The sequence below is a fragment of the Agromyces sp. NPDC127015 genome, assembly GCF_042725165.1.
Classification (GTDB): domain Bacteria; phylum Actinomycetota; class Actinomycetes; order Actinomycetales; family Microbacteriaceae; genus Agromyces; species Agromyces chromiiresistens.
Genome location: NZ_JBHXDI010000003.1, coordinates 389,095 through 411,948, shown reverse-complemented (window position 1 = coordinate 411,948; position 22,854 = coordinate 389,095). Strand labels below are relative to the sequence as shown.

Genomic DNA, 22,854 nt, shown 5'->3' with positions numbered 1-22,854 from the left:
GCGTACGACTCCCGTCCGCGAACCTGAGAGGGCCGGTCCCGGATGTGCGGGGCCGAGGAAGGGGCGGAGCGGGTGAAGCCGGTGCTGGTCGGAGTCGACGGCTCGATCGCGAGCCGGGCGGCCGTGAGCTGGGCCGTCGAACGCGCCCGCGCGGACGGCCGCGAGGTGGAGTTGCGCTTCGTCGTCGACGACGAATGGGGCGTCGTCGGGGCTCCTGCGCGCGATGAGCTGCGTGCGGGCGCCGAGGCCCTGGTCCAGCGCGAGCTGGCGTTCGCACGCGGCCCCGCCGGCGCGGTCCCCGTGCGGGCCGGATTCTCCGTCGGGCCGCCCATCCTCACCCTCGCCGATGCCGCTCGCGACGCCGACGTCGTCGTCGTCGGCACGCACAAGGTCGGTGTCTTCCACGGAATGGCGCTCGGATCCCGCTCACTGCAGCTCGCCGCGATCTCACCGGTGCCGGTCGCCATCGTGCCCGCACCGTCCGGCGAGTCCCGGAGCGGCATCGTCATGGGCGTCGGCGGCGGCATCGACGAAGACGTGGTCGTTCGAGCGGCGGTCGCCGAGTCGAATCGGTCGGGCGAGCCGTTGGTGCTCGTGCGCTCCTTCACCGACCGCGTGGCCCTCGGCGAGCAGGCGCTCGACCACGCGACGCGGCTCGCCGAGACGCTCGCACCGTCGGCGGGAGTGTCCCGGCGACGGTCGAGCACATCGGCCGGGGAAGCCCTCGCGGTCATGTCCGGCCAAGCGGTGCTCACGGTGGTCGGGCGGCCGACCGCACCGGGCCAGCACGGGTACCGGCCGCTCGGACGCGCCGTCTCCGACCTGCTCATGAACCTCCGCGGCCCCGCCCTCGTCGTCCCGTTCCCGCACACCGACGAACGGCGCGAGCGATCGACTTTCTCAGCGCACCACGATGAACGGAGACCCCATGCGATCCCTGGTCCTGTATGAATCGATGTTCGGCGTCACCCGTCGCGTCGGAGAGGCCATCGCCGACGGGCTGCGGGCCTTCGGCGACGCCGACGCCGTGCCCGTGTCGACGGGCGCCGGCGAGGCGGACGACGCGGATCTGGTCGTGATCGGGGTGCCGACCCATGCGCACTCCATCCCCGGGCCGAGATCGCGCGCGGAAGCCGCCGAGTGGGCGGCAGATCCCGAACGCGGTCTCGCACTCGAGCCCGGTGCGACCGGGCCGGGCGTCCGCGAATGGATCAAGGCGCTGGACGCACCGCCGCGGCACTGGGCCGCGTTCGCCACGCGCGCCGATCTCCCGCGGATCCTGGCCGGCGACGGTGCGGTCGGGATCGAGCGGCGCATGCGGCGCTTGGGCGTTCCCCCGCTGCACGACGGCGAGTGCTTCATCGTGTCCGTCGACAACGCGCTGCTGCCGGGCGAACTCGACCGCGCCCGAGCGTGGGGCGGCACCCTCGGTCGCGCGGCGGCCGAGGCGGATCGTGATCGCCGGACCGACGCCGGCTGAGCGGAAGGAAGAACGACATGTTCGACCGAATCGTGGTCGGTGCCGACGGCTCCCCCGCCTCGGCGGCGGCGGTCGACTGGGCGGCCGCCCGAGCCGGCGAGGCCCAGCTCGTCCTCGTCCACGTCGAACGCGACCGCGAGCGGGGCAGCGAGTACCTGAGCGCCACCTCGGAGCGCGCGGGAGCGAGAGTCCGGCTGATCGACGAGGCGGAACGCGTGCGCGAGGCCCACCCGGGCCTGCACGTCGTGACGTCGACCGAGACCGGACCGGTCGTCGACGTGCTGCGATCGTTCCTGCGACGAGGAACCCTCGTCGTGGTCGGCCGCGACTCCGATCGGCCCGGGCGCTGGTCGGCCGGCGTCCGACTCGCGGGCTCGCACGGCGGCGGCGGCGTCGCCGTCATCCCGCCCGGAGGTCGGCCCGGCGGCGGCGAGCTCGGCGTGGTCGTCGGCATCGACGGCTCCGCGCTCGGCGACGCGGTCGTCCGCGTCGCCGCCGACCTCGCGGCGATGACCGGCGAGCCGTTGACGCTCCTGCACGCGTGGACTGCACCGGCGATGTGGGAGGCGGACCTGAAGCAGTTCGCCGGCGAGTTCGGCGAGTACGAGCAGATGCATCGCGACACGCTCGCGGCCGCGATCGATGCGAGCATCGCCTCGGGCGCACAGCCGCATGGCCGGCTCGTGCACGGACGTCCCACCGACGAACTGCTCGAGGCGGCCGAGCGCGCATCACTGCTCGTCGTGGGCAGCCACAGCGGATCTTCGGTGGCCCGCTTCCTCCTGGGGTCGGTCAGTCACGAGCTCCTGCTCCGAGCCACGATCCCCGTGCTCGTCGTGCTCCCCGAATGACGTCTGCGCCACGCGCTCACGTGATGCATGCATCACGTGAGCGCACCGTCATGCGTCGTGCTCCGTTGCGGCAGTCGGCTCCGACTCCGCCGACGGAACGACCTCCGTCACGACGAGGACCGGGCACGGCGGGTCCAGCAGCAGCATCACGCTCACGGACCCGAGGAAGAAGCGCCGGATGCGTCCATAGCCGTGGCTCGCGACGACGACGGCCGATGCAGAAGCCCCGAGTTCGTCGAGCAGCTGCGCCGCATCGGCGCGGTGCAGGCGACCGCTGCACTCCGCACCGAGTTCTCGGGCGCGCCCGACCGCCTCGTCGAGCGCACGCCGATGCATCGACTCGAAGACCTCGAGGTCGTCGGTGACCTCGCCGAAGACCGGCGTCCACGTCGACGGCGGGTGCCAGGCATGGACGATCTCGAGGGGCGCTCCGCGCAGACGGGCCTCATCGGCGGCGACCTCGACCGCGGCGAGCGCCGCCGCCGACCCGTCGATGCCGATCACGACCGGTCGCCCGTCCTCGGGCGGCGGTCCGGGCGGCACGACCGCCACCGTCCCTCCCCCATGACGGCCCGCCAGCCGGGCGGCGAGGCTCCAGCGCGATCCGCGCTTGTGCGCAGGCGCTCCGACGACGACGAGCGACCCGGGTCGCACCTGTTCGGCGAGCACCTGCTCGGGCGCCCCTTCGACGACCCGCGTCTCGACGTTCCAGCGCTCGCGGGAGCCATGGCGGGCGAGGACCGCTTCGACGCGCTCCTCGTTGAATCGCGAGTCGGGGTCTTCGAGCACGTGGAGGAGCACGATCGGAAGCCGGTCTCCACGACGCAGCGCCCAGTCCAATGCCGCTTCGGCCTCGGGCGCCCCGTTCCAGCCGACGATGATCCTGGTGAACATGTGCCACAGCTTCGCGCGTCGCCGCGAGCGACGGCGGGTCGAAAGTCACATCGGATCAGGGACCGTTCCTCGCCGCGGGCGGTGCGGCGTGCTTTGATTCGGCTCATGGACGACATCGAGGGTGGCGGCCCCGCTCGGGCCGAACGCCCGCTCACGAACTGGCACGAAGAGAACGCCCGAGGGCTGTCGCGCGGGCAGCGGTCGGCCGACCTCCTCCGCAACGGCATGGGAAGCTGGCCGTTCGTCGCCGGCTTCCTGGCGTTCATGGGGGTGTGGGCGCTGCTCAACATCACGGCAGCGGCCTGGGATCCGTACCCCTACATCCTGCTCAACCTCTTCCTCAGCATGCTCGCCGGCCTGCAGGGCGCGATCCTGCTCATCGCCGCGAAACGGCAGGACGCCGTGGCGGCCGCGCTCGCCCAGCACGACTACGAGACCAATCTCGCCGCGAAGACCGAGATCGAGGAGCTCATGGCCCTCAACCGCACCCAGCTCGCGCTGATCGAGGAACTGCGCGAGCTCTCGCAGGAGCGCGTGGTGCCGGCGTCCCCCCGCCGTCGTCTCCGCCGGTCGCGCGGCTGATCCCGCGGGACCAAGGTCCCCGCGGTCGCCGGTCGGGTCGCCGCACGCTGGGCTCATGGAAGACCACCCTCGGATCCGTCTCGCTCTGGTGTGGACGCAGGTGTTCGTCGCCGTGACCGCGGTCGCGGGCGGCGTCGCCCTCGCGATCGGTTCGCTCTCCACCGAGCTCATGACGTTGTTGAGCCCACCCGCCGAGTACCTCGCCGGCTCGCCCTTCGGCAGCTATCTCGTCCCCGGTCTGATCCTCGCCGTCGTCCTGGGCGGCGTTCACGTCGCCGCATTCGTCGCCGTGCTGCGGCGCAGCGGCTCGGCGCTCGTGCTGTCGGCCGCCGCAGGCTACGCGACGCTCATCTGGATCTTCGTGCAGATGATGTTCATCCCGTTCAGCCCGTTGCAGCTCCTGTATTTCGCGGTCGGTTCGTTCGAGCTCGGCCTGGTGATGCTCCTGCTCGGCCTCCTCCCCACCCGTGGGACCCTCCATCGCGCGGCGGATGCCCGGGCGGACCGCGGACTCGGAGGGTCGGCCGCGTTCGAGCGGTAGGAACCGCGGGTCCGGCGTGTCGCCGCGACGATGCGGCGTTCTCCCAGCCGCATGCATTCGTATTGGTATCGGCGCCGGCGCACGGCACCGCCCCCGACGACCCCATCGAGAGAGGCCCCGCGTGAGCGCGACCCCGCCCGTTCCCCCGAAGGCGAAGCAGCAGGCACAGCAGCAGAGCGCGAAGCAGCAGCGCGCGGCCGAGCGGCAACGGCAGCTCAAGGAGTTCAAGAAGCGCGAGGCGCGCTCGAAGCGCAACCGCCGCATCCTCACCTGGGCGGGCGTCGCCGTCGGCGTCGCCGCGGTCGCGCTGCTCATCACCGCGATCGTGGTCGCCCCGAAGGACACGTCGCCCGCGGCGGGCGGTGAGGGCGGCTCCGGCACGGGCGCGATCGAAGGCGTGCAGACCTTCTCGTACCAGGGCGGCGGGCACGTCGAGGGCGAGGTCGACTACGCCGAGACGCCGCCGGCGGGCGGCGACCACAACGCGGTGTGGCTCAACTGCGGCGTGTACGGCGAGCCGGTGCCGAACGAGAACGCCGTGCACTCGCTCGAGCACGGCGCCGTGTGGGTGACGGTCGACCCCGACCTGCCGGCCGACGAGCTCGGCAAGCTCACCGCCGAACTTCCGACGTCGTACGTCGTGCTGTCGCCGTACGACGGCCTGCCCTCCCCCATCGTGCTCAGCGCCTGGAACGCGCAGCTGCAGGTCGACGACGCCGCCGACCCGCGCATCGCGCAGTTCATCGAGCAGTACTGGCAGAGCTCGGCGGCCCCCGAACCGGGCGCTCCCTGCTCGGGCGCCTACGACGCGCCCGGCAAGCTGTCGTGAGCGCGCCGGCCGACGCTCCCGCCGGCTCGGTCGCGTCGGCCGACGCCTTTCCCTCGGCCGACCGTGCCGGGCTCGACGGCGAGCGACGCGGCAGCCGGATCGCGGCGGTGGTCGCGGCATCCGTCGCCGTCGTGGTGGTCGCGATCGCCGCGTTCTCGATCGGGCGGCTCTCGGCCCTCGGCGACCCGACGCCGACCGGCACGAGCGCCGAAGCCGGCTTCGCGCGCGACATGCAGGTGCACCACCAGCAGGGCGTCGAGCTCGCGATGATCGTTCGCGACGCGACCGACGACGACGAGGTGCGCCTGCTCGCGTACGACATGGCGACGACGCAGGCGCAGCAGGCCGGCCAGATGTACGGCTGGCTGAGCGCGTGGGGCCTCCCGCAGGCGGGCGACGAGCCGTCGATGACGTGGATGACGCGTGCCGCGCCCGGCGGCGTGCACGACGGGCACTCGGCCGGGGCGGACCACGAGCCGGGCGCGCCGATGCCCGGCCTCGCGACGAGCGAGCAGGTGGCCGAACTCCGTACGCTGTCCGGCGCGGCGGCGGAGCGGCGGTTCCTCGAACTCATGATCGCGCACCATCAGGGCGCCGTCGAGATGGCCGACGCGCTGCTCGAGCGATCGTCGAACGAGGCGGCGACCGCACTCGCGCGCTCGATCGTCACGAGCCAGACGAGCGAGATCGAACTCATGCAGCAGATGCTCGCCGACCGCTCCTGACCCTCAACCCGCTCGCGTCGCGCGGCGCTTCGCCGAACCCTTCGGCGGGAACAGGGTCTCGGACTGCTCGAGCGACATGCCGTTCGTCTCGGGCACCTTCGCGAGCACGAAGAAGAACGAGAGCGCGGCGAACGTCGCGTACATGCCGTAGGTGAACACGAGCGAGTAGTCGCTCAGCACGGGGAACGTGACCGTCACGAGGAAGTTCGCGATCCATTGCGCGGCCGCGGCCAGCCCGAGGGCGCGCGCCCGGATGCTGTTCGGGAAGATCTCGCCGAGCAGCACCCACACGAGCGGACCCCACGAGAACCCGAAGGCGACGACGAACACGTTCGCCGCGACGAGCGCCGTCGGACCCCACCCGCCCGGCAGCGACAACGCCCCGTCGACCGTCACGGCGTTGCCGAACGCGACGGCCATGACTGCGAGCGCGACCGTCATGCCGACCGAGCCGGCGAGCAGCAGCGGCCGCCGCCCCACCCGGTCGACGAGCGCGATCGCCACGAACGTGACGGCGATGTTCGTCACCGAGGTGAGCACGCTGATCAGCAGCGAGTTCGACTCGTCGAAGCCGACGGCGCTCCACAGCGTCGTCGAGTAGTAGAAGATCACGTTGATGCCGACGAACTGCTGGAACACCGACAGCAGGATGCCGATCCACACGATCGGCCGGAGCCCGAGCACTGGGCCGCGGAGCGCGCCCTTGCGGGTCGAGAGCTTGTCGTTCGCGATCGAGTCGTGGATCTCGCGAACCGACCGGTCGATCTCATCGGCGGGCTGGATCTGCGCGAGCACGCCGCGCGCGACCTCCTCCTTGCCCTGCTTCACCAGGAACCGGGGCGACTCGGGCAATCGCAGCGCGAGCAGTCCGTAGACGACCGACGGCACGATGCACGCGAGGAACATCCAGCGCCACGCCTCGAGCCCGAACCAGAACGGCTCGCTCGCTCCGCCCGCGGCGGTCGCGAAGAGCGCGTCCGACAGCAGCGCCGCGAAGATGCCGAAGACGATCGCGAGCTGCTGCAGGGAGGCGAGCCGCCCGCGCACCTTGCGCGGCGAGATCTCGGCGATGTAGGCGGGCGCCACGACCGAGGCGATGCCGATGCCGACACCGCCGATGATCCGCCAGATCGTGAGGTCCCAGCCCGAGAACGCGAAGCCCGAGCCGATCGACGAGATGAAGAACAGCGCCGCCCCGAGCAGCATCACGGGGATACGGCCGAACCGGTCGGCGAGCCGACCGGCGAGCTCCGACCCGAGCGCGCAGCCGAGCAGCGCGCTCGCGATCGCGAAGCCGGTCGCCGCCGCCGAGAGCCCGAACTGCTGCTCGATCGCGTCCACCGCGCCGTTGACGACCGACGAGTCGAATCCGAAGAGGAACCCGCCGACGGCTCCCGACGCCGCGAGTGCGACGACCCTGCGGTTCAGGGCCCGTGCGGTCGGAGAGGTCGCGGTCGCCGACCCCGTCGCGGTGCTCGCCGCGGCATCCATGCCCGTGCTCTCGGCCCCGGTCGGCTGGCGCCCTCCGGTGCTCGAATTCTGCTCCGCCCGATCGTCCATGATCTCCCCCTCGGCGTCGTGCGACCACGCTACTGCGCGGGTCGACCGACGGTCGAGAGGCGGTGAGGTCAGTCGGCGGCCTCGCCGACCTGCACCGGCCGCTCCTCCTGCTGCCGGTAGAGCGATGCGTAGACGCCGCCCGCCTCGACGAGCTCGGCGTGCGTCCCGCGCTCGACGACGCGGCCCGCGACGACGACGAAGATGACGTCGGCGGCGACCACGGTCGAGAGCCGGTGCGCGATCGCGATCGTCGTGCGGCCGCGCGCGGCATCGTCGAGCGCCTGCTGCACGACCCGCTCGGAGATCGTGTCGAGCGCGCTCGTCGCCTCGTCGAGCACGAGCACCGCCGGGTCCTTCAGCAGCACCCGCGCGATGGCGATGCGCTGCTTCTCGCCGCCCGAGAGCCGGTACCCCCGCTCGCCGACGACGGTGTCGTACCCCTCGGGGAAGGAGGCGATCGTCTCGTGGATGTTGGCGGCCCGGGCCGCGGCCTCGAGCTCGGCGTCCGAGGCATCGGGGTTCGCGTACCGCAGGTTGTCGGCGATGGAGGCGTGGAAGAGGTAGGTCTCCTGGCTGACGATGCCGATGTGCGACATCAGGGAGTCGCGGCGGAGGTCGCGCACGTCGACGCCCGCGAACCGCACCGCACCGCTCGTCGCCTCGTAGAGCCGTGGCACGAGGTACGACACCGTCGTCTTGCCGGCGCCGCTCGGCCCGACGAACGCCGCGAACTGGCCCGGCTCGATCGTGAAGCTCACTCCGTCGAGCGTGGGACGGGGCTCGTCGCCCTCCGTGCGCACGGCATCGGGGTAGTGGAACGAGACGTCGTCGAACTCGACCCGGCCGAGCGCCCCGTCGGTCGGCACGTCGCGCGCATCGGGCGCGTCGGTGATCGCCGGTCGCAGGTCGAGGTACTCGAAGATACGGGCGAACAGTGCGCTCGAGGTCTGCAGGTCGAGCGCGACGCGCATGAGCCCCATGAGCGGGAACAGGAGGCGAGCCTGCACCGTCGTGAAGGCGACGATCGTGCCCGCGGTGACGTCGGTGTTGCCGCCCGCGATGAGCCAGCCCGAGACGAGGTAGACGATCGCGGGGATCGACGACATGAAGATGTTCACCATCGCGAAGAACCACTGGCCGGTCATCTGCTGCCTGACCTGCAGGCCGATCTGGTTGCGGTTCTCGTCGGAGTACCGCTCGATCTCGCTCTGCTGGCGGCTGAAGCTCTTCGACAGCAGGATGCCCGAGACCGAGAGCGTCTCCTGCGTGATCGCCGTCATCTCCGACAGCGACTCCTGCGTCCGCCCGGCCAGCCGCGCCCGCACCTGGCCGACCCGCCGCTGCGCGATGACCATGAACGGCATGAGCACGAGGGCGACCACCGTGAGCTGCCAGTTGAGCAGCAGCATCGCGACGAACGCGCTGATCACGGTGACCGTGTTGCCGAGCACGCTCGACACCGTGTTCGTCAGCACGCCGGCGACGCCGCCGACGTCGTTCTGCAGGCGCGACTGGATGATGCCCGTCTTCGTGCGGGTGAAGAAGCTCAGCTCCATCGCCTGCAGGTGGCTGAACAGCCGCACCCGCAGCGCGCCCATGACCTTGTTGCCGATGGTCGAGGTGAGCCAGGTCTGCCAGACGCCGAGCAGGGCGGCGACGACGAAGACCGCGATCATGGCGAGCACGAGGGTCGTCAGCACGGGCAGGTTCGGCGGGGATGCCTCGCCGCCGGCGCCCGTCGGGAAGAGGCCGTCGTCGAAGGCCCGCTGGGTGAGCAGCGGGGGGATGACGCTGAGCGCGGCGCCGATGAGCACGAGCACGACCGTCGTCACGAGGGCCGCCTTGTGCGGGGCGAACAGTTCGGAGATGCGGCGCAGGAGGTGCGGGATCTTCGGAGCGTCGGCGTTCTCGGCCCGCTGGGCCGCCTCGTCGGCCGAGGCGATGCGCGTGCGCGCCTTGCCGTAGCGGCCGACCTGCGCGCCGCCGCCTCCCCCGCCGTGCATGGTCATGGGTTCACCCTACGGCGGCGCGCCGACGAGCCCGCGGGCGTTCGCCCCGGGCGCATCGGGTACTGCGCGCCGGTCAGCCCTTCGTCGAGCCGGCGAGCAGGCCGCGAACGAAGTACCGCTGCAGGCTGAAGAAGACGATCAACGGGACGATGAGCGAGATGAACGCGGCCGCGGTCAGCCGCTGCCACGTCTGTCCGCGCTGGCCCGCGAGTTCTGCGAGGCGCTGCGTGAGCGGCGCGACGTCGGCGGTGCCGCCCGAGAACACGAGGGCGACGAGCAGGTCGTTCCACACCCAGAGGAACTCGAAGATCGCGAACGAGGCGAGGATCGGCACCGAGAGCGGCACGACGATGCGCATGAAGATCTGCCCGTGCGTCGCCCCGTCGACGCGCGCCGCCTCCATGAGCTCACGCGGAATCTCGGAGATGAAGTTGTGCAGCAGGAAGATCGCGAGCGGCAGGCCGAAGATCACGTGGGCGATCCAGACCTGCACGTACGTCTCGTCGGGGATGATCGGCACGAGGCCGTGGACCCATTCCTGCGCCGGCTTGAGGGTCGAGGTGAAGATCTGCAGCAGCGGGATGAGCGCCATCTGCAGCGGCACGATCTGCAGCGCGAAGATGCCGATGAACACCCAGTCGACGAAGGGGAACTTGATCCACGCGAGCGCGTAGGCCGCCATGGCCGCGAGCACCGTGCAGAACACGACGACGGGGATGGTGATCGCGAGGGAGTTCACGAAGTACGACCCGAGCTGCGGTGCGCTGGACGACGCCGAGAGCAGCACCTCGCTGTAGTTGTCGAGGGTCCAGCCCCAGTTCTGGAAGACCGTCCACCAACCGGTGGTGTTGATGAGCTCGGCCGGCCGGAACGAGGAGATGAGCAGCCCGAAGGTCGGGAGCGTCCACAACACGGCGATGAGCAGCGCGAAGACCGTCGCCGGGCGCGAGGTCAGGCGCCGTTTGACCCTCATCGCCTTGGTGCCGTCGAGGTTGTAGCCGCGACGCGCGGCCGCGTCGAGCTCTTTCACGATCGCCTTGTCGGTCGAGCCGGTGGCCTGGCTCATCGGATCTCCCTCTGCTTGCGGAGCACGCGGATGTTGTAGACCACGATCGGCACGACGAGCAGGAACAGCACGAGCGCGAGCGCGGCGCCGCGCCCCGCCTCGGCGGCTCGGAAGGCCTGCGTGTACATCTCGTTGGCGATCACGCTCGTGTTGAAGTTGCCGCCGGTCATGACGCGCACGATGTCGAACACCTTGAGCGTCGCGATCGTGATCGTCGTGACGACGACGACCAGACCGCCTCGGATGCCGGGCAGCGTCACGTTGCGGAACCGCTGCCAGTTCGTCGCGCCGTCGAGCTCGGCGGCCTCGAGCTGCTCGGACGGGATGCCCTTGATCGACGCGGAGAGCACGACGACGGCGAACCCGACCTGCACCCAGATCATCACGACGATGAGCAGCAGGGTGTTGATGAACGGCTCCTGCAGCCAGAGCACGGGCTCGCCGCCGAACCAGACCACGATCTGGTTGAGCAGGCCGATCTGGGGGCGGCTCGCCGGGCGGTACTCGTAGATGAACTTCCAGATGATGCCGGCCCCGACGAACGAGATCGCGACGGGCATGAAGACGAGCGACTTGTAGATGCGTTCACCACGCGAGCGGTCGATGAACACCGCGTACGCGAGCCCGATGCCGGTCGAGATCGTCGGCACGAGCACGACCCAGAGGATGGTGTTGCCGAGCGTCAGCAGCGCCTCGGGCTGGGTGAACATCCAGACGTAGTTGTCGATTCCGACGAACTCGCCCGCCCGGTTGGTGAACGAGGTGAAGGCGGTGCGCACCGCCGGGTAGAGCAGCCCCACCGCCAGCAGGATGCAGGCGGGCGCGAGGAACAGCACGAGCTGGTACCACTCTCGGCCGCGCTTCGGCGCGCGGTCGATGAGGAACAGGATCAACCCGATCACGGCCGCGAAGATCGCGAGCCCGAGCAGGATCTGGAAGATCTTGCCGATGAGGTCGGCGGTGGTCACGTCGATGGCCTCCGATCGCAGGGGATACAGACGGGCCGGCGCACGGCGCGGCAGGGGTGGGGAGCGGGAAGCCTCGGGGCCGCGCGCGGCGCGGCCCCGAGGCATCCATCACTCCTGCGGCCAGCTCGCCTCGATGAAGTCGAGCGTGTCAGCCGTGCTCTTGCCGCCGATCCAGTCGACCATCCCCGTCCAGAACGTGCCCGAGCCCACCGCGGCGGGCATCACGTCGGAACCGTCGAAACGGAACGTCGTGTTCGGGTCCTGCAGCAGGGCGACCGACGCCTTCAGCAGTTCGCTGCCGGCGTTCTCGGGGTCGAGCCCGGTGTTGGCGCTGATGACGCCGCCGAGGCTGACGCGCGAGTTCGCCCACTCGGGGCTCGACAGGTACGTCTGCGTGGCCACGACCTCGTCGCTGTCGGCGAACGCGGCGACGATCTCACCGCCGCCCGTGACCGCGTTGGCCCCGGCCTCGGTGCCCGGCAGCATGAACGCCCAGACGTCGCCGTCCTCTGCGACCGTCGTGCCCTCGGGCCAGAAGCCCTCGTAGAACGAGGCCTGGTGGTGCAGCGCGCACGCGCCGTCGAGGATCGGCAGGCCCGCGTCACCGAAGTCGGTCGTCGCGATCGAGCGCACGTCGCCGAGCCCGCCGTTGACGTTGTCGTCGGCGCGGATGTAGTCGCCGACCGAGTCGAACGCCTCGGCGATCTTCGGGTCGTTGAACGGGATGTCGTGCGCGACCCACTCGTCGTACACGTCGGCGCCCTGCTGGCGGAGCACGAAGTCCTCCACCCAGTCGGTACCGGGCCATCCGGTTGCGACGCCCGAGGCGAAGCCGACGCACCAGGGCTTGTCGACCGCGCCCGATTCGCGGATGTCGTCGGTCAGCGTCGCCAGCTCGTCGAGCGTCGTTGGCACCTCCCAGCCGTTCTCCTCGAACATCGACGGCGAGTACCAGACCCAGCCCTTGATGTTCGCCATCAGTGGCGCACCGTAGAGCGTGTCGTCGACGGTGCCGTAGGCGGCCCAGTCTTCGGACCAGTACTCGGCGACGTTGTCGGCCACCGCCTTCGGCGCCGGCAGCAGGTCGCCCTGCTGGGCGAGACGGGCGATGAGGCCCGGCTGCGGCGTGATGCCGAGGTCGGGCGGGTTGCCGCCCTCGATGCGCACGTTCAGCTGTTCTTCGTACTGGTCGGAGCCCTCGTAGACGATGTCGATGCCGGTGCAGTTCTCGAAGTCGACCCACGACTCGTTCAGGAGGTCGGCCTCGGCGTCGAGGATCGTGCCGTAGACGTTGACCTCGGTGCCGTCGTCGAAGGTGCCGTAGGTCTCGTACGGGCCGCAGTCGCCCGTGGCGGAGTCGTCGTTCGCGATGTCGCCCGTGCAGGCCGTGAGCGTGAGGCCGACCGCCGCGGCCACCACGACGGGGGCCATCAAACGGCGATGCCGTGTGAATCTCATGTCTTCTCCTCGTTGAGTGTGGTGCAGGGCGGAGCCGGAACCGGTTCCAGATTCCACGCTATGGCAGGGCGAGCGGCTCCCACAAGGGGGCGGCCGGTCACGATCCGGCACCGATCGCACCGCCTGCGAACATTGCGAGAGAGCGCTCCCCTGCGGCTCGAGACGGATGCCTCGGGGCGGGCGCCGAGGCATCCGCAATCGGTTCCAATCACGGGTCGGCCCGCAGTATGCTCGGCACCGGGACTGCCCGACGGAGGGGGTTGCTGATGGCGGCGATCGGCGATGTCGCCCGCCTGGCCGGAGTGTCGAAGGCGACCGCGTCGCGAGCACTCTCGGGCCGCGGTCACGTCGCGGTCGCCACGCGCCGGCGGGTCGAGGCGGCTGCAGCCGAGATCGGCTACATCGCCTCGCCCGATGCGGCGAGCCTCGTCACCGGCCGCACGAAGAACGTCGGCGTCGTCATCCCGTTCGTCAACCGCTGGTTCTTCGGCGAGGTGCTCGAGGGCATCGAGCGGGCGCTCCTGGCCGCCGGCTACGACCTCACGCTCTACAACGTCGGCGACACGGGGCCGGTGCGCGACCGCGTGTTCGAGTTCTTCCTCGCGCGCAAGCGCGTCGACGCGGTCATCGCCGTCGGCGTCGACCTCACGAGTCGCGAGGCGGAAGGGCTCGAGCAGCGGGGCAAGCCGCTCGTGCGCCTCGGCGGCGGCGAGCCGGGCGGCGCCAGGCTCTCGATCGACGACCGGGCGGTCGGCGCGCTCGCGACCGAGCACCTGCTGCACCTCGGCCACACCCGCGTCGCGCATCTCGCCGGCGCGGGCGCGGCCGCAGCGCCGTGGAGCGTGCACGGCCAGCGTCGGCTGGGCTATCTCGACGCCATCGCGGCGGCCGGGCTCGGCGATGCGGTCGCCGGGAGCGCCGCGGCGGGCGCCGGGTCGGGCGCCGCGGCGACGCTCCTCGAAGGCGAGATGACCATGCCGGGGGGTTACACGGCCGCGCTGCAGCTGCTCGGCAGGCCCGGGCCGCGCGCGACGGCGGTGTTCGCCGCCTCCGACGAGATGGCGTTCGGGGTGATCCGCGCCGCCGAGCGGCTCGGCCTCTCGGTGCCGCGCGACCTCTCGGTGATCGGCGTCGACGGCCACGAGTACGGCGAGATGTTCGGTCTCACGACGATCTCGCAGTCGCCGGGCGACCAGGGCCGGCTGGCCGTCGACGTCGTGCTGCGGCTGCTCGGCGAGGGCGAGCACGCCGACCCGCTGCCCGATTCGGGTGCCCCGCTGCCGACGCGCCTCGTCGTGCGCGCGAGCACGACCGCCCCGGGGCGCTGACACCGGCCGGCTCTCCGCGCCTCGTCACGGACGGGATCGGGTCGTGGCGCGGTTCACGCCGCGTCGCCGACCGAGATCGCCTCGGCCTCGACGAGGGATGACTCGGGTTCGGACTCGACCCGGTCGACCCGGCGCAGCGCGCGGTGCCCGGCGACGACGATCACGAGCGCGACGCCGACCGAGATCGCCGCCGCGTAGTACGGCGCGTCGGGCGAGATGAGGTGGGCGAGCTCGGCCGCCGCGGGCGGGGCGACCGCACCGCCCAGGAACCGCACCGCCGAGTAGGCGCTCGACGCGACCGAGCGCTGCAGGTCGGTCGCCTCCATGACGCACTCGGTGAGCACGGTGTTGAGCACGCCGAGCACGAGACCGCCGACGACGATGCAGACGACGAGCGCCGCGGGGTCGGAGATGAACAGGCCCGCCGCGACGAGGTCGAGCGAGAGCAGCGGCAACGCGATCCAGAGCACGCGGGTGCGCGGCATCCTCGCCGTGAGCAGGGGCGCCACGAAGACCGAGGTGATCGCGAGCGCGAGGCCCCAGCCGAAGAACGTGAAGCCGAGGCCGAGCGCGTCGAAGCCGAGCGGGAACGGCGAGTACGCGAGCAGCACGAAGAAGCCGATGTTGTAGAACAGCGCGGCGGCGGCGAGCACGGCCAGTGCGGGCTGGCGCAGCGCCCTGATGGGCGCCGACAGCCTGGTGGGCTCGGGCCCGGCGGTGGCACCCGCGTCGTCCTTCAGGAACGCGACGATCGCGATGAAGCCGACCGCCATCAGCGCGGCGGTGCCGAAGAACGGGCCCCGCCAGCTGACGTGCCCGAGCAGTCCGCCGAGCAGCGGGCCGATCGCGATGCCGAGACCGAGCGCCGCCTCGTAGAGGATGATCGCCGAGCCGGTGCCGCCCGCTGCGGCGCCGACGATCGTCGCGAGCGCCGTCGAGATGAACAGTGCGTTGCCGAGTCCCCACCCGGCGCGGAACCCGATGACCTCCTCGACGTTCTGCGAGAGGCCGGCCGCCGCGGCGAACACGATGATGAGGCCGAGCCCGATGAGCAGCGTCTTCTTCGCGCCGATGCGGCTCGACAGCCAGCTCGTGCCGAGCATCGCGAGCCCCGTGATGAGCAGGTAGCTCGTGAAGAGCATCTCGGTCTCGGTCGGGGTCGCCTTGAGGCTCTCGGCGATCGCGGGCAGGATCGGGTCGACGAGGCCGATGCCCATGAACGCGATCACGCACGCGAACGCGACGGCCCAGACGGCCTTCGGCTGCTTCAGGATCGATGCGGATGTCTCGTGGCTGGCGTGGCTGGTCACGCGGTCGCTGCTCCATTCCGCGCGGTGTCGTCCGCGCGCTCGATTCGGGTACGGATGACGGCGACCGCTCGGGCGAGCGTCTCGCGCTCGTCGATCGAGAGGTCGTCGAAGTAGGGGGCCATCGCGCCGACGAGCTCGTCGCGCCACGCGTCGAGCGCCTCGAGGCCCGACGGGTCGGCCGAGATGAGCCACGCGCGAGCGTCGTTCGCGTCGGCGATACGGCGGATCCACCCCCGGTCGTCGAGGGTGTGCACGAGCTTCGTCATGGTCGGCTGGCTGACCCGGCTGACGCGGGCGAGTTCGCCGAGGCGCATGGGGCCGAGGTCGCGCAGCACCGCGATGGTGCGCCAGACGGCGGGTGACTCGGCGGACGCCGTCGACGCGGCGGCGAGGCGGGTGAGGCGGTGGTTCACCGAGACGAGATCGCCGATGAGCGCGGTCAGGCTCGACGTGTCGGCGGAAGAATGCATAGCCCAACTATATAGCTAGGCTAAGCAATTGTCGAATGCGTTGCTCCCCGATTGGGCCCGAGAACGACGGATGCCCCGTGGTCGATGATCGACCACGGGGCATCCGTGTGTTCAGGTGACGCGGTCACCTCAAGCAGCGCGCCCGAAGCGGGCGCCCTGATTACTTGAGGGTGACGGTTGCGCCGGCTTCCTCGAGGGCAGCCTTCGCCTTCTCGGCGGTCTCCTTGTTCGCGCCCTCGAGCACGGCCTTGGGAGCACCGTCGACGACGGCCTTGGCCTCGCCGAGACCGAGCGAGGTGAGCTCGCGGACGGTCTTGATGACCTGGATCTTCTTGTCGCCGGCAGCTTCGAGGATGACGTCGAACGAGTCCTTCTCCTCCTCGGCCTCAGCGGCACCGGCGCCACCGGCAGCGCCGGCGACGGCGACCGGGGCGGCCGCGGTGACTTCGAACTTCTCCTCGAACGCCTTCACGAACTCGCTGAGCTCGACAAGCGTGAGACCAGCGAACTGCTCGAGCAGCTCTTCGGTGGTGAGCTTCGCCATGATGTTTCTCCTAATGGGTGGGGTTTGTAGAACGAGATCGTCGGGCGCTTACGCGGCCTCGGCGGTCTCCAGCTTTTCGCGAAGCGCGTCGATGGTGGCGGCAGCCTTGCCCATCGTCGCCTTCATCATTCCCGCAGCCTTCGCAAGCAGAACCTCACGGCTCTCGAGCGAGGCGTACTTGTTGACCTCGTCGGCGCTGAGGGTCTTGCCCTCGAAGACGCCGCTCTTGATCACGAGATGCGGGTTCGCCTTGGCGAAGTCACGCACGGCCTTGGCGGTGGCGACGAAGTCGCCGTGCACGAAGGCGACGGCGGACGGACCGTTGAGGTCGTCGTCCAGCGTCGTGATCCCCGCGTTGTTGGCGGCGATCTTGGTCAGCGTGTTCTTCACCACGGCGTAGTTCGCGTCCTGACGGATGCTGTTGCGCAGCTCCTTGAGCTGTGCAACCGTCAGGCCGCGGTATTCGGTCAGCAGAACGGCAGTCGAGCTCTCGAACAGGTTCGTGAGTTCGGCAACCGAGGCTTCCTTGTTCGCCATGGCCACTCCTTGTGTACTCAACGCGCATCGCGGAGGCGATGCACGGCCTGGGAGCGCTGGAAGCATGGGGAGAAAGAAAAAAGCTCCGGCGCAGTTGCGCGGAGCTCGGCCGATCACTCGGAAGTCTTCGTCACACCTGCGCGGGCCCTTGCTTTCGCAAGACTTCGGTCGCATGCGCCCGCTTTCACGAGCGCGCACGACAACCAGCGGTCTTCGGCTTCGTCAAGATTAGCGGATGCCTCGGCCCTCGCCAAATCGGCGGGGCGCACCGGCGCACGCGGAAGGGGCACCCGGGGCCCTTCGGCCCCGGGTGCCCCTGCGCGATCATCCGGACGAGGATGCGCCGATGCGGCGCGTCAGCCCGTTCAGGGGCGCACCTCGACGGTGAACGCCTCGACCGGACCGATGTTGCCCGCGGCATCCGTCGACCGGTACTCGACGCGGTGCTCGCCGTAACCCGGCTCGCGCGCCTGGAACGGCGAGAGCGACATGCCGCCCGTGCCGAGGTTGCCGTAGATGAGGTCGTCGACGTTCGTGCCGGTCGGCGTGAACAGGAACGGCGCATCCGCGTCGGTCGGCCAGCCGTAGTAGTTGTGCCACCCGTCTCCGTCGAGGCGGAACTCGGTCACGAGCGCGCCGGCCTGGTCGTCGCTCGCCGTCAGCTTCATCGTGAACGACTCGTCGACGACGTAGTGCGGCTCGCCGTTCGCGCCGGTCGAGGTCTCGACCGGGGTTCCGACGACCGCCTCGACGGTCGGACCGGTCGCGTCGACCGTCCAGGCGCGGGTCTCGGTCGCCGCGGCGGCCCGCTTCGAGTCGCCGACGGACGCGGTGACCGTGTGCGTACCGGCGGAGAGGTCGAGGTCTGCGAGCTCGAGGGTGCGCGCGTTGTGCGGATTCGGCTGACGCTCGCCGTCGACCGTCCAGATCACGTCGAACACCCGGTCGGGGCGATGCGTGGTCTCGACGTAGAGCACGTCGTCGGAGCCGACGGGGCGCTCGGTCTGGGTCGACTCGGTGAACGCCGGCTCGACGTCGGTCGCCGCTGCGCGGCCGGTGCCCACGGTCCACGAACGCGTCTGGGTCATCGACGCCGAGTCGCGCAGCGCGGGGTCGCGCACGAACGGCGTGTTGTCGACGACGGTGACGGTCACCGTGTCGCCGGGCTTCGCCCTGGTCTTCGCGAGCTCGAGCTGCGTCGTGTTGTGCGGGTTCGGCACCGCCTTGCCGTTGATCGCCCAGGCGACGTCGAGCTCGTGGTAGACGGGGTGGGCGACATCGATCGAGATCACTTCGTCGGCCGCGACCGGCGTCGCCTCGTCGGGCGCGTCCGCGATGAGCGGGATCTTCGACGAGATGCGCTCGGTCATGATCTCGCGGGAGACCTGGTCCATCTGGTATCCGAGGGTCTTCATCATCGAGTGGCGGCTCGGACGGAAGATGCCGGTCGAGTAGTACTGGCCGCCCTCGTAGGCGCCGATGATGCCGCCGGCCTCGCTCGGCTCGCCGAGCCACCGCCACCACTTGGCCTGCTGCGCGGCCATCTCCTCGACGGTCATGATCGTGTGGTGCTTCGAGCGGGGCTCGCCGCCCGTGTAGTCGCCGGTCGTGATGCCGCGCGTGTAGTAGTCGTACTCGTCGGCGAGGCCGCCGAGCGAGTGCCCGATCTCGTGCGGCGAGATGAGGGCCGAGAGCGAGTTGCCGCCGCTCGCCGTCGCATAGCTGCCGCCCGCGCCGCCGTAGGTGTCGCTGTTCGCGAGGGCGAGCACCTGGTCGACCTTGGGCGCGGCCTTCGCGTACTCGCGGGCCTTCGCGCCGTCCATCGTGATCAGCCGCTGCACGCTGTTCGGGTTGCAGCCGCCCCAGAACGACATCTTGAGCGGAGTGTTCCGTCGGGGCGAGTCGAGCGACGAGTCGCAGCTGATGCCGGACTCGCCCGAGATGATCTCGACCGCGTAGACGTTGAAGTAGTTGCGGTAGCTCTTGTACGGTTCGATGCTCCACATCGTCTCGAGGTGCTTCTCGACCTGCTCGCGGAAGAGCGGCTGCTCGTCGGCGGTGTAGCCGTCGCCGAGGATCACGAGCGAGAACCGCTCGGAGGGGTCGCCCGTCACCTGGATCGGGACGAGCGTCGAGCTGCCGACGGCGGGCTCGTCGGCGTTCGCGGACTGGGCCGTGGCGACGGTCAGGCCGGTGGCGAGCACTGCGGCGAGCGCGAGGGCGCCGGCGCGACGACGCGCCGGGCGCGACGTGACGGCTCGCGGCAAGGCCGGCGGGGCGAGCGGTTGGGCGTTCATGCGATGGTTCCCTTCATCTGGATGTCCCGCGGCGCGACGTTGCGTCGCGGTCGGAAGATCGGCGCATGGGTGGCGCGACGAACCGCTCCCCCGCCGCGGTGACGGCGGGTGGTGCTCTCCTCGTCGGGCGACGCGGCCGGCCTTCAGCCCGTGCTGGATCCGCCGCGTGCCCGTTCTTGCCCGTGTCAGGTGACTCACAGCCTAGGAACCCCTCGGCGCCCGGTCATCGATCAACTGTCGAGCAACCACGAGCTCCGGTGCGACGATCGTCGTACGAGACCGGCGACGGATCCCGTCAGGCCGTGAGGTTCGGCTCGATGGCCGCCGCGACCTCGATGCGGCGCAGGAGCAGCGCGAGATGGAGCCCGAGGTGCTCGAGCCCGTCATGCAGGTCGATGCCGAGGATGCGCTCGACGCGGGCGAGCCGGTGGTAGACCGTCGCCCGGTGCACGTTCAGCCGTCCCGCGACGTCGCGGAGCCGACCTCCGTGCCGGAAGTACGCCTCGAGCGTCTCGAGGAGCACGTCTCCGTCGCGCTCGTCGAGAAGGCTCGCGAGTCCGGTCGAGAAGTCCGCCGAGCGCACGCCCAGCGCGGCCGCGGACTGCAGGCCGCGGTACACGCCGAGCTCGTCCCAGGCGACGGCGGGCCCCCGCAGTCGGAAGGCCGTGGCGATCGCGAGCGCGCGCTGCGCCTCGCGGTGGCTCCGGGCCGAGTCGGGCAGGTGCACGACGGCGCCGCCGATCGCGACGAGCGGGTCGCCCAGGGGGCCGCCGCCGCGCGCGGCGGCCGACCGCAGTCGCTCGACGACGGCGTCCACGGCCGGGTGCAGCCGCCCGCCGTCGTCCGGCACGATGAGCACCACGCCGCCGGCGGTCACGAGGGTGAGCGGGCCGAGGTCCGCGAGCGCCCGGCGGATGCGGCGCTCGGCAGCCTCGAGGTCCTCGCGGCTGAGCGCGCCGGGATCGCGGGTGGTCAGGAGGTAGGCGCGGAGGGCGCCCGAGGCGTCGATGTCGCCCGACGCGACCAGCTCGTCGGCCGCGAGGAGGCGCTCGCGCGCCTCGCCCATGAGAAGCACGCGAGTGCGCTCCGCCCTGCGGGCCGACTCGTCGTCGCGCAACGAGAGCACGCGGGCCCATTCCTCGGCCAGGCGCACGGCGAGCTCACCGGCTCGAGCGACCTCCTCCGGCGACATCGCGTCGGGCTCCTCGATGAGCCAGAGATGCGCGCGCGCACCGTCCTGGGTGCGGATCGGGACGTAGAGCCGCTGCAGCATGCCGAGGCCGGGATTGCGCGGCACGTGCATGGCCTCCTCGGAGCGGTAGACCCCGAGTCCCGCGAGCCAGGAATGCACGCCCGGACCGGCGTGGTGCTCGAGGATCGAGCGGCGCCGCACCTCGTCGATGACCTCGGACTGCGGGCTGAAGGCGACGACGCGATACCGGCCGTCCTCGAGGAGCGCCGGCCGGCCGAGTTCGCGGGCGATGAGATTGACGAGCTGACTGACGGTCACCGGCTGCCTCCGAGGTGCACCGCGCAGGGGGATTCCCACGGGGGTACGCGACGCATCTGGGATCTCAGGATACCGGCCGGATCCTGAGGAATAGTTGACCTGAGTCGATAGTTGATAAAGATCAACGAAACGCATATAGTTGACCGTAATCAACTTTCTGTGAGGATCTCCCCTTGACTGCAACACTCCCGAACGACACCGAGGCGCAGCGCTCGCCGCGCGAGGTGTTCACGGCCCTCTCGGGCCTCATCATGGGCATGTTCGTCGCCGTGCTCTCGGGCACGGTCGTCTCGACCTCGATGCCCGTCATCATCGCCGACCTCGGCGGCGACCAGGCCGCCTACACCTGGGTCATCACGGCGAGCCTGCTCGCCACCGCCGTCTCGACCCCGATCTGGGGCAAGCTCGCCGACCTCGTCGACCGCAAGATGCTGCTGCAGCTCGCGCTCGGCCTCTTCGTCGCGGGCACCGTCATCGCCGGCTTCTCGCAGGACACGGGCATGCTCATCGCCGTGCGCGTCGTACAGGGCCTCGGCGCCGGCGGCCTGATGTCGCTCGTCATGATCGCCGTCGCGCTCATCATCTCGCCGCGCGAGCGCGGCAAGTACATGGGTGTCGTCGGCGGCATCATGGCGCTCGCCACGATCGGCGGGCCGCTGCTCGGCGGCGTCATCACCGACGCGTTCGGCTGGCGCGCCAACTTCTTCATCGGCGTGCCCTTCGCCGTGCTCGCGATCATTCTCATCCAGCGCACGCTGCACCTGCCGAAGCCGAACCGCGAGCGGGTCAAGATCGACTACCTCGGCGCCATCCTGCTCACCGTCGGCGTCTCGCTGCTGCTCATCTGGGTGTCGATGGGCGGCAACCAGTTCGACTGGGACTCGGTCGAGAGCTTCGTCGTCATCGGCATCTCCGCCGCCGCGATCATCGGCTTCGTCATCGCCGAGTTCTTCGTCGAGGAGCCCATCGTGCCGATGAGCCTCTTCGCGAACCGCACCTTCACCCTCGCCGTGATCGCGTCGATCTCGGTCGGCGTCGCGATGTTCGCGACGAGCGTCTTCCTCGCGCAGTACTTCCAGCTGGCGCGCGGCGCCACCCCGACCGAGTCGGGCCTCATGACCATCCCGATGATCGTCGGCCAGATGGGCGCCTCGATCGGCATCGGCGCGCTCGTGAGCCGCTTCGGCAAGTGGAAGGGCTGGATGCTGCTGGGCTCCGTGCTCGTGACCGCCGGCGTGACCGCCATGGCGACCCTGCAGTACGACACCGAGTTCGCGCTCGTCTCGGTCTACATGTTCGTGCTCGGCGCCGGCCTCGGCATGGTCATGCAGAACCTGACCCTGATCGTGCAGAACGACACGCCCGCCTCGCAGCTCGGCGCCGCGAGCTCGAACGTGAACTTCTTCCGCTCGATCGCCGGCACCATCGGCGTGACGGTCATGGGCTCGGTGCTCGCCACCCAGGTGACGACGCACATCACGAGCAGCCTCGCGAAGTTCACGCCGACCTCGCCCGACGAGATCGACGCGCTCAAGTCGCTCGCGACCGGCGACCTGCCCAAGGTCTCGGAGCTGCCCGACACGATCCGCGTGATCGTGGAGAGCTCGTACGGCCAGGGCATCGCCGACGTGTTCATCATCGCGATCCCCCTCGCCGTGCTGAGCCTCATCGCGATCGCGTTCCTGCCGAACAAGCCGCTGTCGACGAAGAATGCCGCGCAGACCCTCGCCGAGGAGGCGGAGCAGGTCGCCATCGACCTCGCCGAGGCCGAGATCGGCGCGCCGGTCACCTCGTCGCTGCAGGTCGTCGAGGGCTCGGATGCCGCGACCGTCGCCGACCGCGAGGCATCCGCCCGCTCGTCGGCGACGGCCACGGCGCAGGAGGCGCGCAAGTAG

Annotated in this window: 21 protein-coding genes; 9 read left to right on the top strand and 12 right to left on the bottom strand. The window is 70.6% G+C overall.

From position 1 onward, the window contains the following. Positions 1 to 72 precede the first annotated feature (72 nt). The 3 genes from ACFWGP_RS11305 to ACFWGP_RS11295 are packed head-to-tail and all read left to right on the top strand — an operon-like array spanning position 73 to position 2,331. On the top strand, positions 73 to 951 hold the full coding sequence (locus ACFWGP_RS11305; RefSeq protein WP_231432052.1) for a universal stress protein: 879 nt from the start codon (positions 73 to 75) through the stop codon (positions 949 to 951). Further along, complete coding sequence (locus ACFWGP_RS11300; protein WP_231432053.1) at positions 929 to 1,480, top strand: flavodoxin domain-containing protein; 552 nt, start codon at positions 929 to 931, stop codon at positions 1,478 to 1,480. Before ACFWGP_RS11305 ends, ACFWGP_RS11300 begins: the two co-directional genes overlap by 23 nt. Positions 1,481 to 1,497: 17 nt before the next feature. Then, positions 1,498 to 2,331 carry a universal stress protein gene (locus ACFWGP_RS11295; protein ID WP_376930942.1) on the top strand — a complete coding sequence of 278 codons (834 nt, stop codon included), beginning with the start codon at positions 1,498 to 1,500 and terminating at the stop codon, positions 2,329 to 2,331. 48 nt (positions 2,332 to 2,379) lie between these two features. On the opposite strand, the gene ACFWGP_RS11290 is transcribed toward ACFWGP_RS11295, so the two are convergent. Then, on the bottom strand, positions 2,380 to 3,225 hold the full coding sequence (locus tag ACFWGP_RS11290; RefSeq protein WP_231432055.1) for a universal stress protein: 846 nt from the start codon (positions 3,223 to 3,225) through the stop codon (positions 2,380 to 2,382). Between the two features lie 105 nt (positions 3,226 to 3,330). Between ACFWGP_RS11290 and ACFWGP_RS11285 the strand changes: the two genes are divergently transcribed. The 4 genes from ACFWGP_RS11285 (at position 3,331) to ACFWGP_RS11270 (ending at position 5,902) form a co-directional block, all read left to right on the top strand. Then, complete coding sequence (locus tag ACFWGP_RS11285; RefSeq protein WP_231432056.1) at positions 3,331 to 3,807, top strand: DUF1003 domain-containing protein; 477 nt, start codon at positions 3,331 to 3,333, stop codon at positions 3,805 to 3,807. A 55-nt stretch (positions 3,808 to 3,862) separates the two neighbouring features. Continuing rightward, positions 3,863 to 4,348, top strand: a complete 486-nt coding sequence (locus tag ACFWGP_RS11280; RefSeq protein WP_275506284.1) for a hypothetical protein — start codon at positions 3,863 to 3,865, stop codon at positions 4,346 to 4,348. Positions 4,349 to 4,469: 121 nt separating this feature from the next. Then, entirely contained in the window at positions 4,470 to 5,177 is a 708-nt protein-coding gene (locus tag ACFWGP_RS11275; protein WP_376930941.1) for a DUF3105 domain-containing protein, read from the top strand. Continuing rightward, the gene (locus ACFWGP_RS11270; RefSeq protein WP_376930940.1) at positions 5,174 to 5,902 is read left to right on the top strand and encodes a DUF305 domain-containing protein; all 729 of its coding nucleotides are present in this window, start codon (positions 5,174 to 5,176) and stop codon (positions 5,900 to 5,902) included. Before ACFWGP_RS11275 ends, ACFWGP_RS11270 begins: the two co-directional genes overlap by 4 nt. Before the next feature lie 3 nt (positions 5,903 to 5,905). On the opposite strand, the gene ACFWGP_RS11265 is transcribed toward ACFWGP_RS11270, so the two are convergent. From ACFWGP_RS11265 to ACFWGP_RS11245, 5 genes are all read right to left on the bottom strand, one after another. Continuing rightward, complete coding sequence (locus ACFWGP_RS11265; protein ID WP_376930939.1) at positions 5,906 to 7,462, bottom strand: sugar porter family MFS transporter; 1,557 nt, start codon at positions 7,460 to 7,462, stop codon at positions 5,906 to 5,908. A gap of 68 nt (positions 7,463 to 7,530) precedes the next feature. Next, positions 7,531 to 9,471, bottom strand: a complete 1,941-nt coding sequence (locus ACFWGP_RS11260; protein WP_376930938.1) for an ABC transporter ATP-binding protein — start codon at positions 9,469 to 9,471, stop codon at positions 7,531 to 7,533. Positions 9,472 to 9,544: 73 nt separating this feature from the next. Next, the gene (locus ACFWGP_RS11255) at positions 9,545 to 10,444 is read right to left on the bottom strand and encodes a carbohydrate ABC transporter permease (RefSeq protein WP_231432394.1); all 900 of its coding nucleotides are present in this window, start codon (positions 10,442 to 10,444) and stop codon (positions 9,545 to 9,547) included. 89 nt (positions 10,445 to 10,533) lie between these two features. Further along, positions 10,534 to 11,505 (bottom strand): carbohydrate ABC transporter permease, encoded by a 972-nt coding sequence (locus ACFWGP_RS11250; protein ID WP_231432060.1) that lies wholly within the window; start codon positions 11,503 to 11,505, stop codon positions 10,534 to 10,536. Positions 11,506 to 11,613: 108 nt separating this feature from the next. Continuing rightward, positions 11,614 to 12,963, bottom strand: coding sequence for an ABC transporter substrate-binding protein (locus ACFWGP_RS11245; protein ID WP_231432061.1), 1,350 nt, complete (start codon positions 12,961 to 12,963; stop codon positions 11,614 to 11,616). A gap of 266 nt (positions 12,964 to 13,229) precedes the next feature. Here ACFWGP_RS11245 and ACFWGP_RS11240 point away from each other — a divergent pair, with 266 nt between their 5' ends. Next, positions 13,230 to 14,291 carry a LacI family DNA-binding transcriptional regulator gene (locus ACFWGP_RS11240; protein ID WP_376930937.1) on the top strand — a complete coding sequence of 354 codons (1,062 nt, stop codon included), beginning with the start codon at positions 13,230 to 13,232 and terminating at the stop codon, positions 14,289 to 14,291. Between the two features lie 53 nt (positions 14,292 to 14,344). Here ACFWGP_RS11240 and ACFWGP_RS11235 read toward each other — a convergent pair whose 3' ends face one another. The 6 genes from ACFWGP_RS11235 to ACFWGP_RS11210 all read right to left on the bottom strand — a co-directional run bounded on the left by ACFWGP_RS11235 (position 14,345) and on the right by ACFWGP_RS11210 (position 20,959). Beyond that, positions 14,345 to 15,601 carry an MFS transporter gene (locus tag ACFWGP_RS11235; protein WP_275506280.1) on the bottom strand — a complete coding sequence of 419 codons (1,257 nt, stop codon included), beginning with the start codon at positions 15,599 to 15,601 and terminating at the stop codon, positions 14,345 to 14,347. Then, positions 15,598 to 16,071 carry a MarR family winged helix-turn-helix transcriptional regulator gene (locus ACFWGP_RS11230; protein ID WP_376930936.1) on the bottom strand — a complete coding sequence of 158 codons (474 nt, stop codon included), beginning with the start codon at positions 16,069 to 16,071 and terminating at the stop codon, positions 15,598 to 15,600. The genes ACFWGP_RS11235 and ACFWGP_RS11230 overlap by 4 nt, the downstream gene beginning before the upstream one ends. Before the next feature lie 160 nt (positions 16,072 to 16,231). Next, positions 16,232 to 16,615: a 50S ribosomal protein L7/L12 gene (rplL, locus tag ACFWGP_RS11225; RefSeq protein WP_231432065.1), complete on the bottom strand. Its 384-nt coding sequence runs from the start codon at positions 16,613 to 16,615 to the stop codon at positions 16,232 to 16,234. 48 nt (positions 16,616 to 16,663) lie between these two features. Further along, entirely contained in the window at positions 16,664 to 17,152 is a 489-nt protein-coding gene (gene rplJ, locus ACFWGP_RS11220) for a 50S ribosomal protein L10 (protein WP_231432066.1), read from the bottom strand. Between the two features lie 365 nt (positions 17,153 to 17,517). After that, positions 17,518 to 19,449: a M64 family metallopeptidase gene (locus ACFWGP_RS11215; protein WP_376930935.1), complete on the bottom strand. Its 1,932-nt coding sequence runs from the start codon at positions 19,447 to 19,449 to the stop codon at positions 17,518 to 17,520. A gap of 295 nt (positions 19,450 to 19,744) precedes the next feature. After that, positions 19,745 to 20,959 (bottom strand): CdaR family transcriptional regulator, encoded by a 1,215-nt coding sequence (locus ACFWGP_RS11210; RefSeq protein ID WP_231432068.1) that lies wholly within the window; start codon positions 20,957 to 20,959, stop codon positions 19,745 to 19,747. Positions 20,960 to 21,132: 173 nt separating this feature from the next. Between ACFWGP_RS11210 and ACFWGP_RS11205 the strand changes: the two genes are divergently transcribed. Beyond that, positions 21,133 to 22,854: an MDR family MFS transporter gene (locus ACFWGP_RS11205; protein ID WP_376930934.1), complete on the top strand. Its 1,722-nt coding sequence runs from the start codon at positions 21,133 to 21,135 to the stop codon at positions 22,852 to 22,854.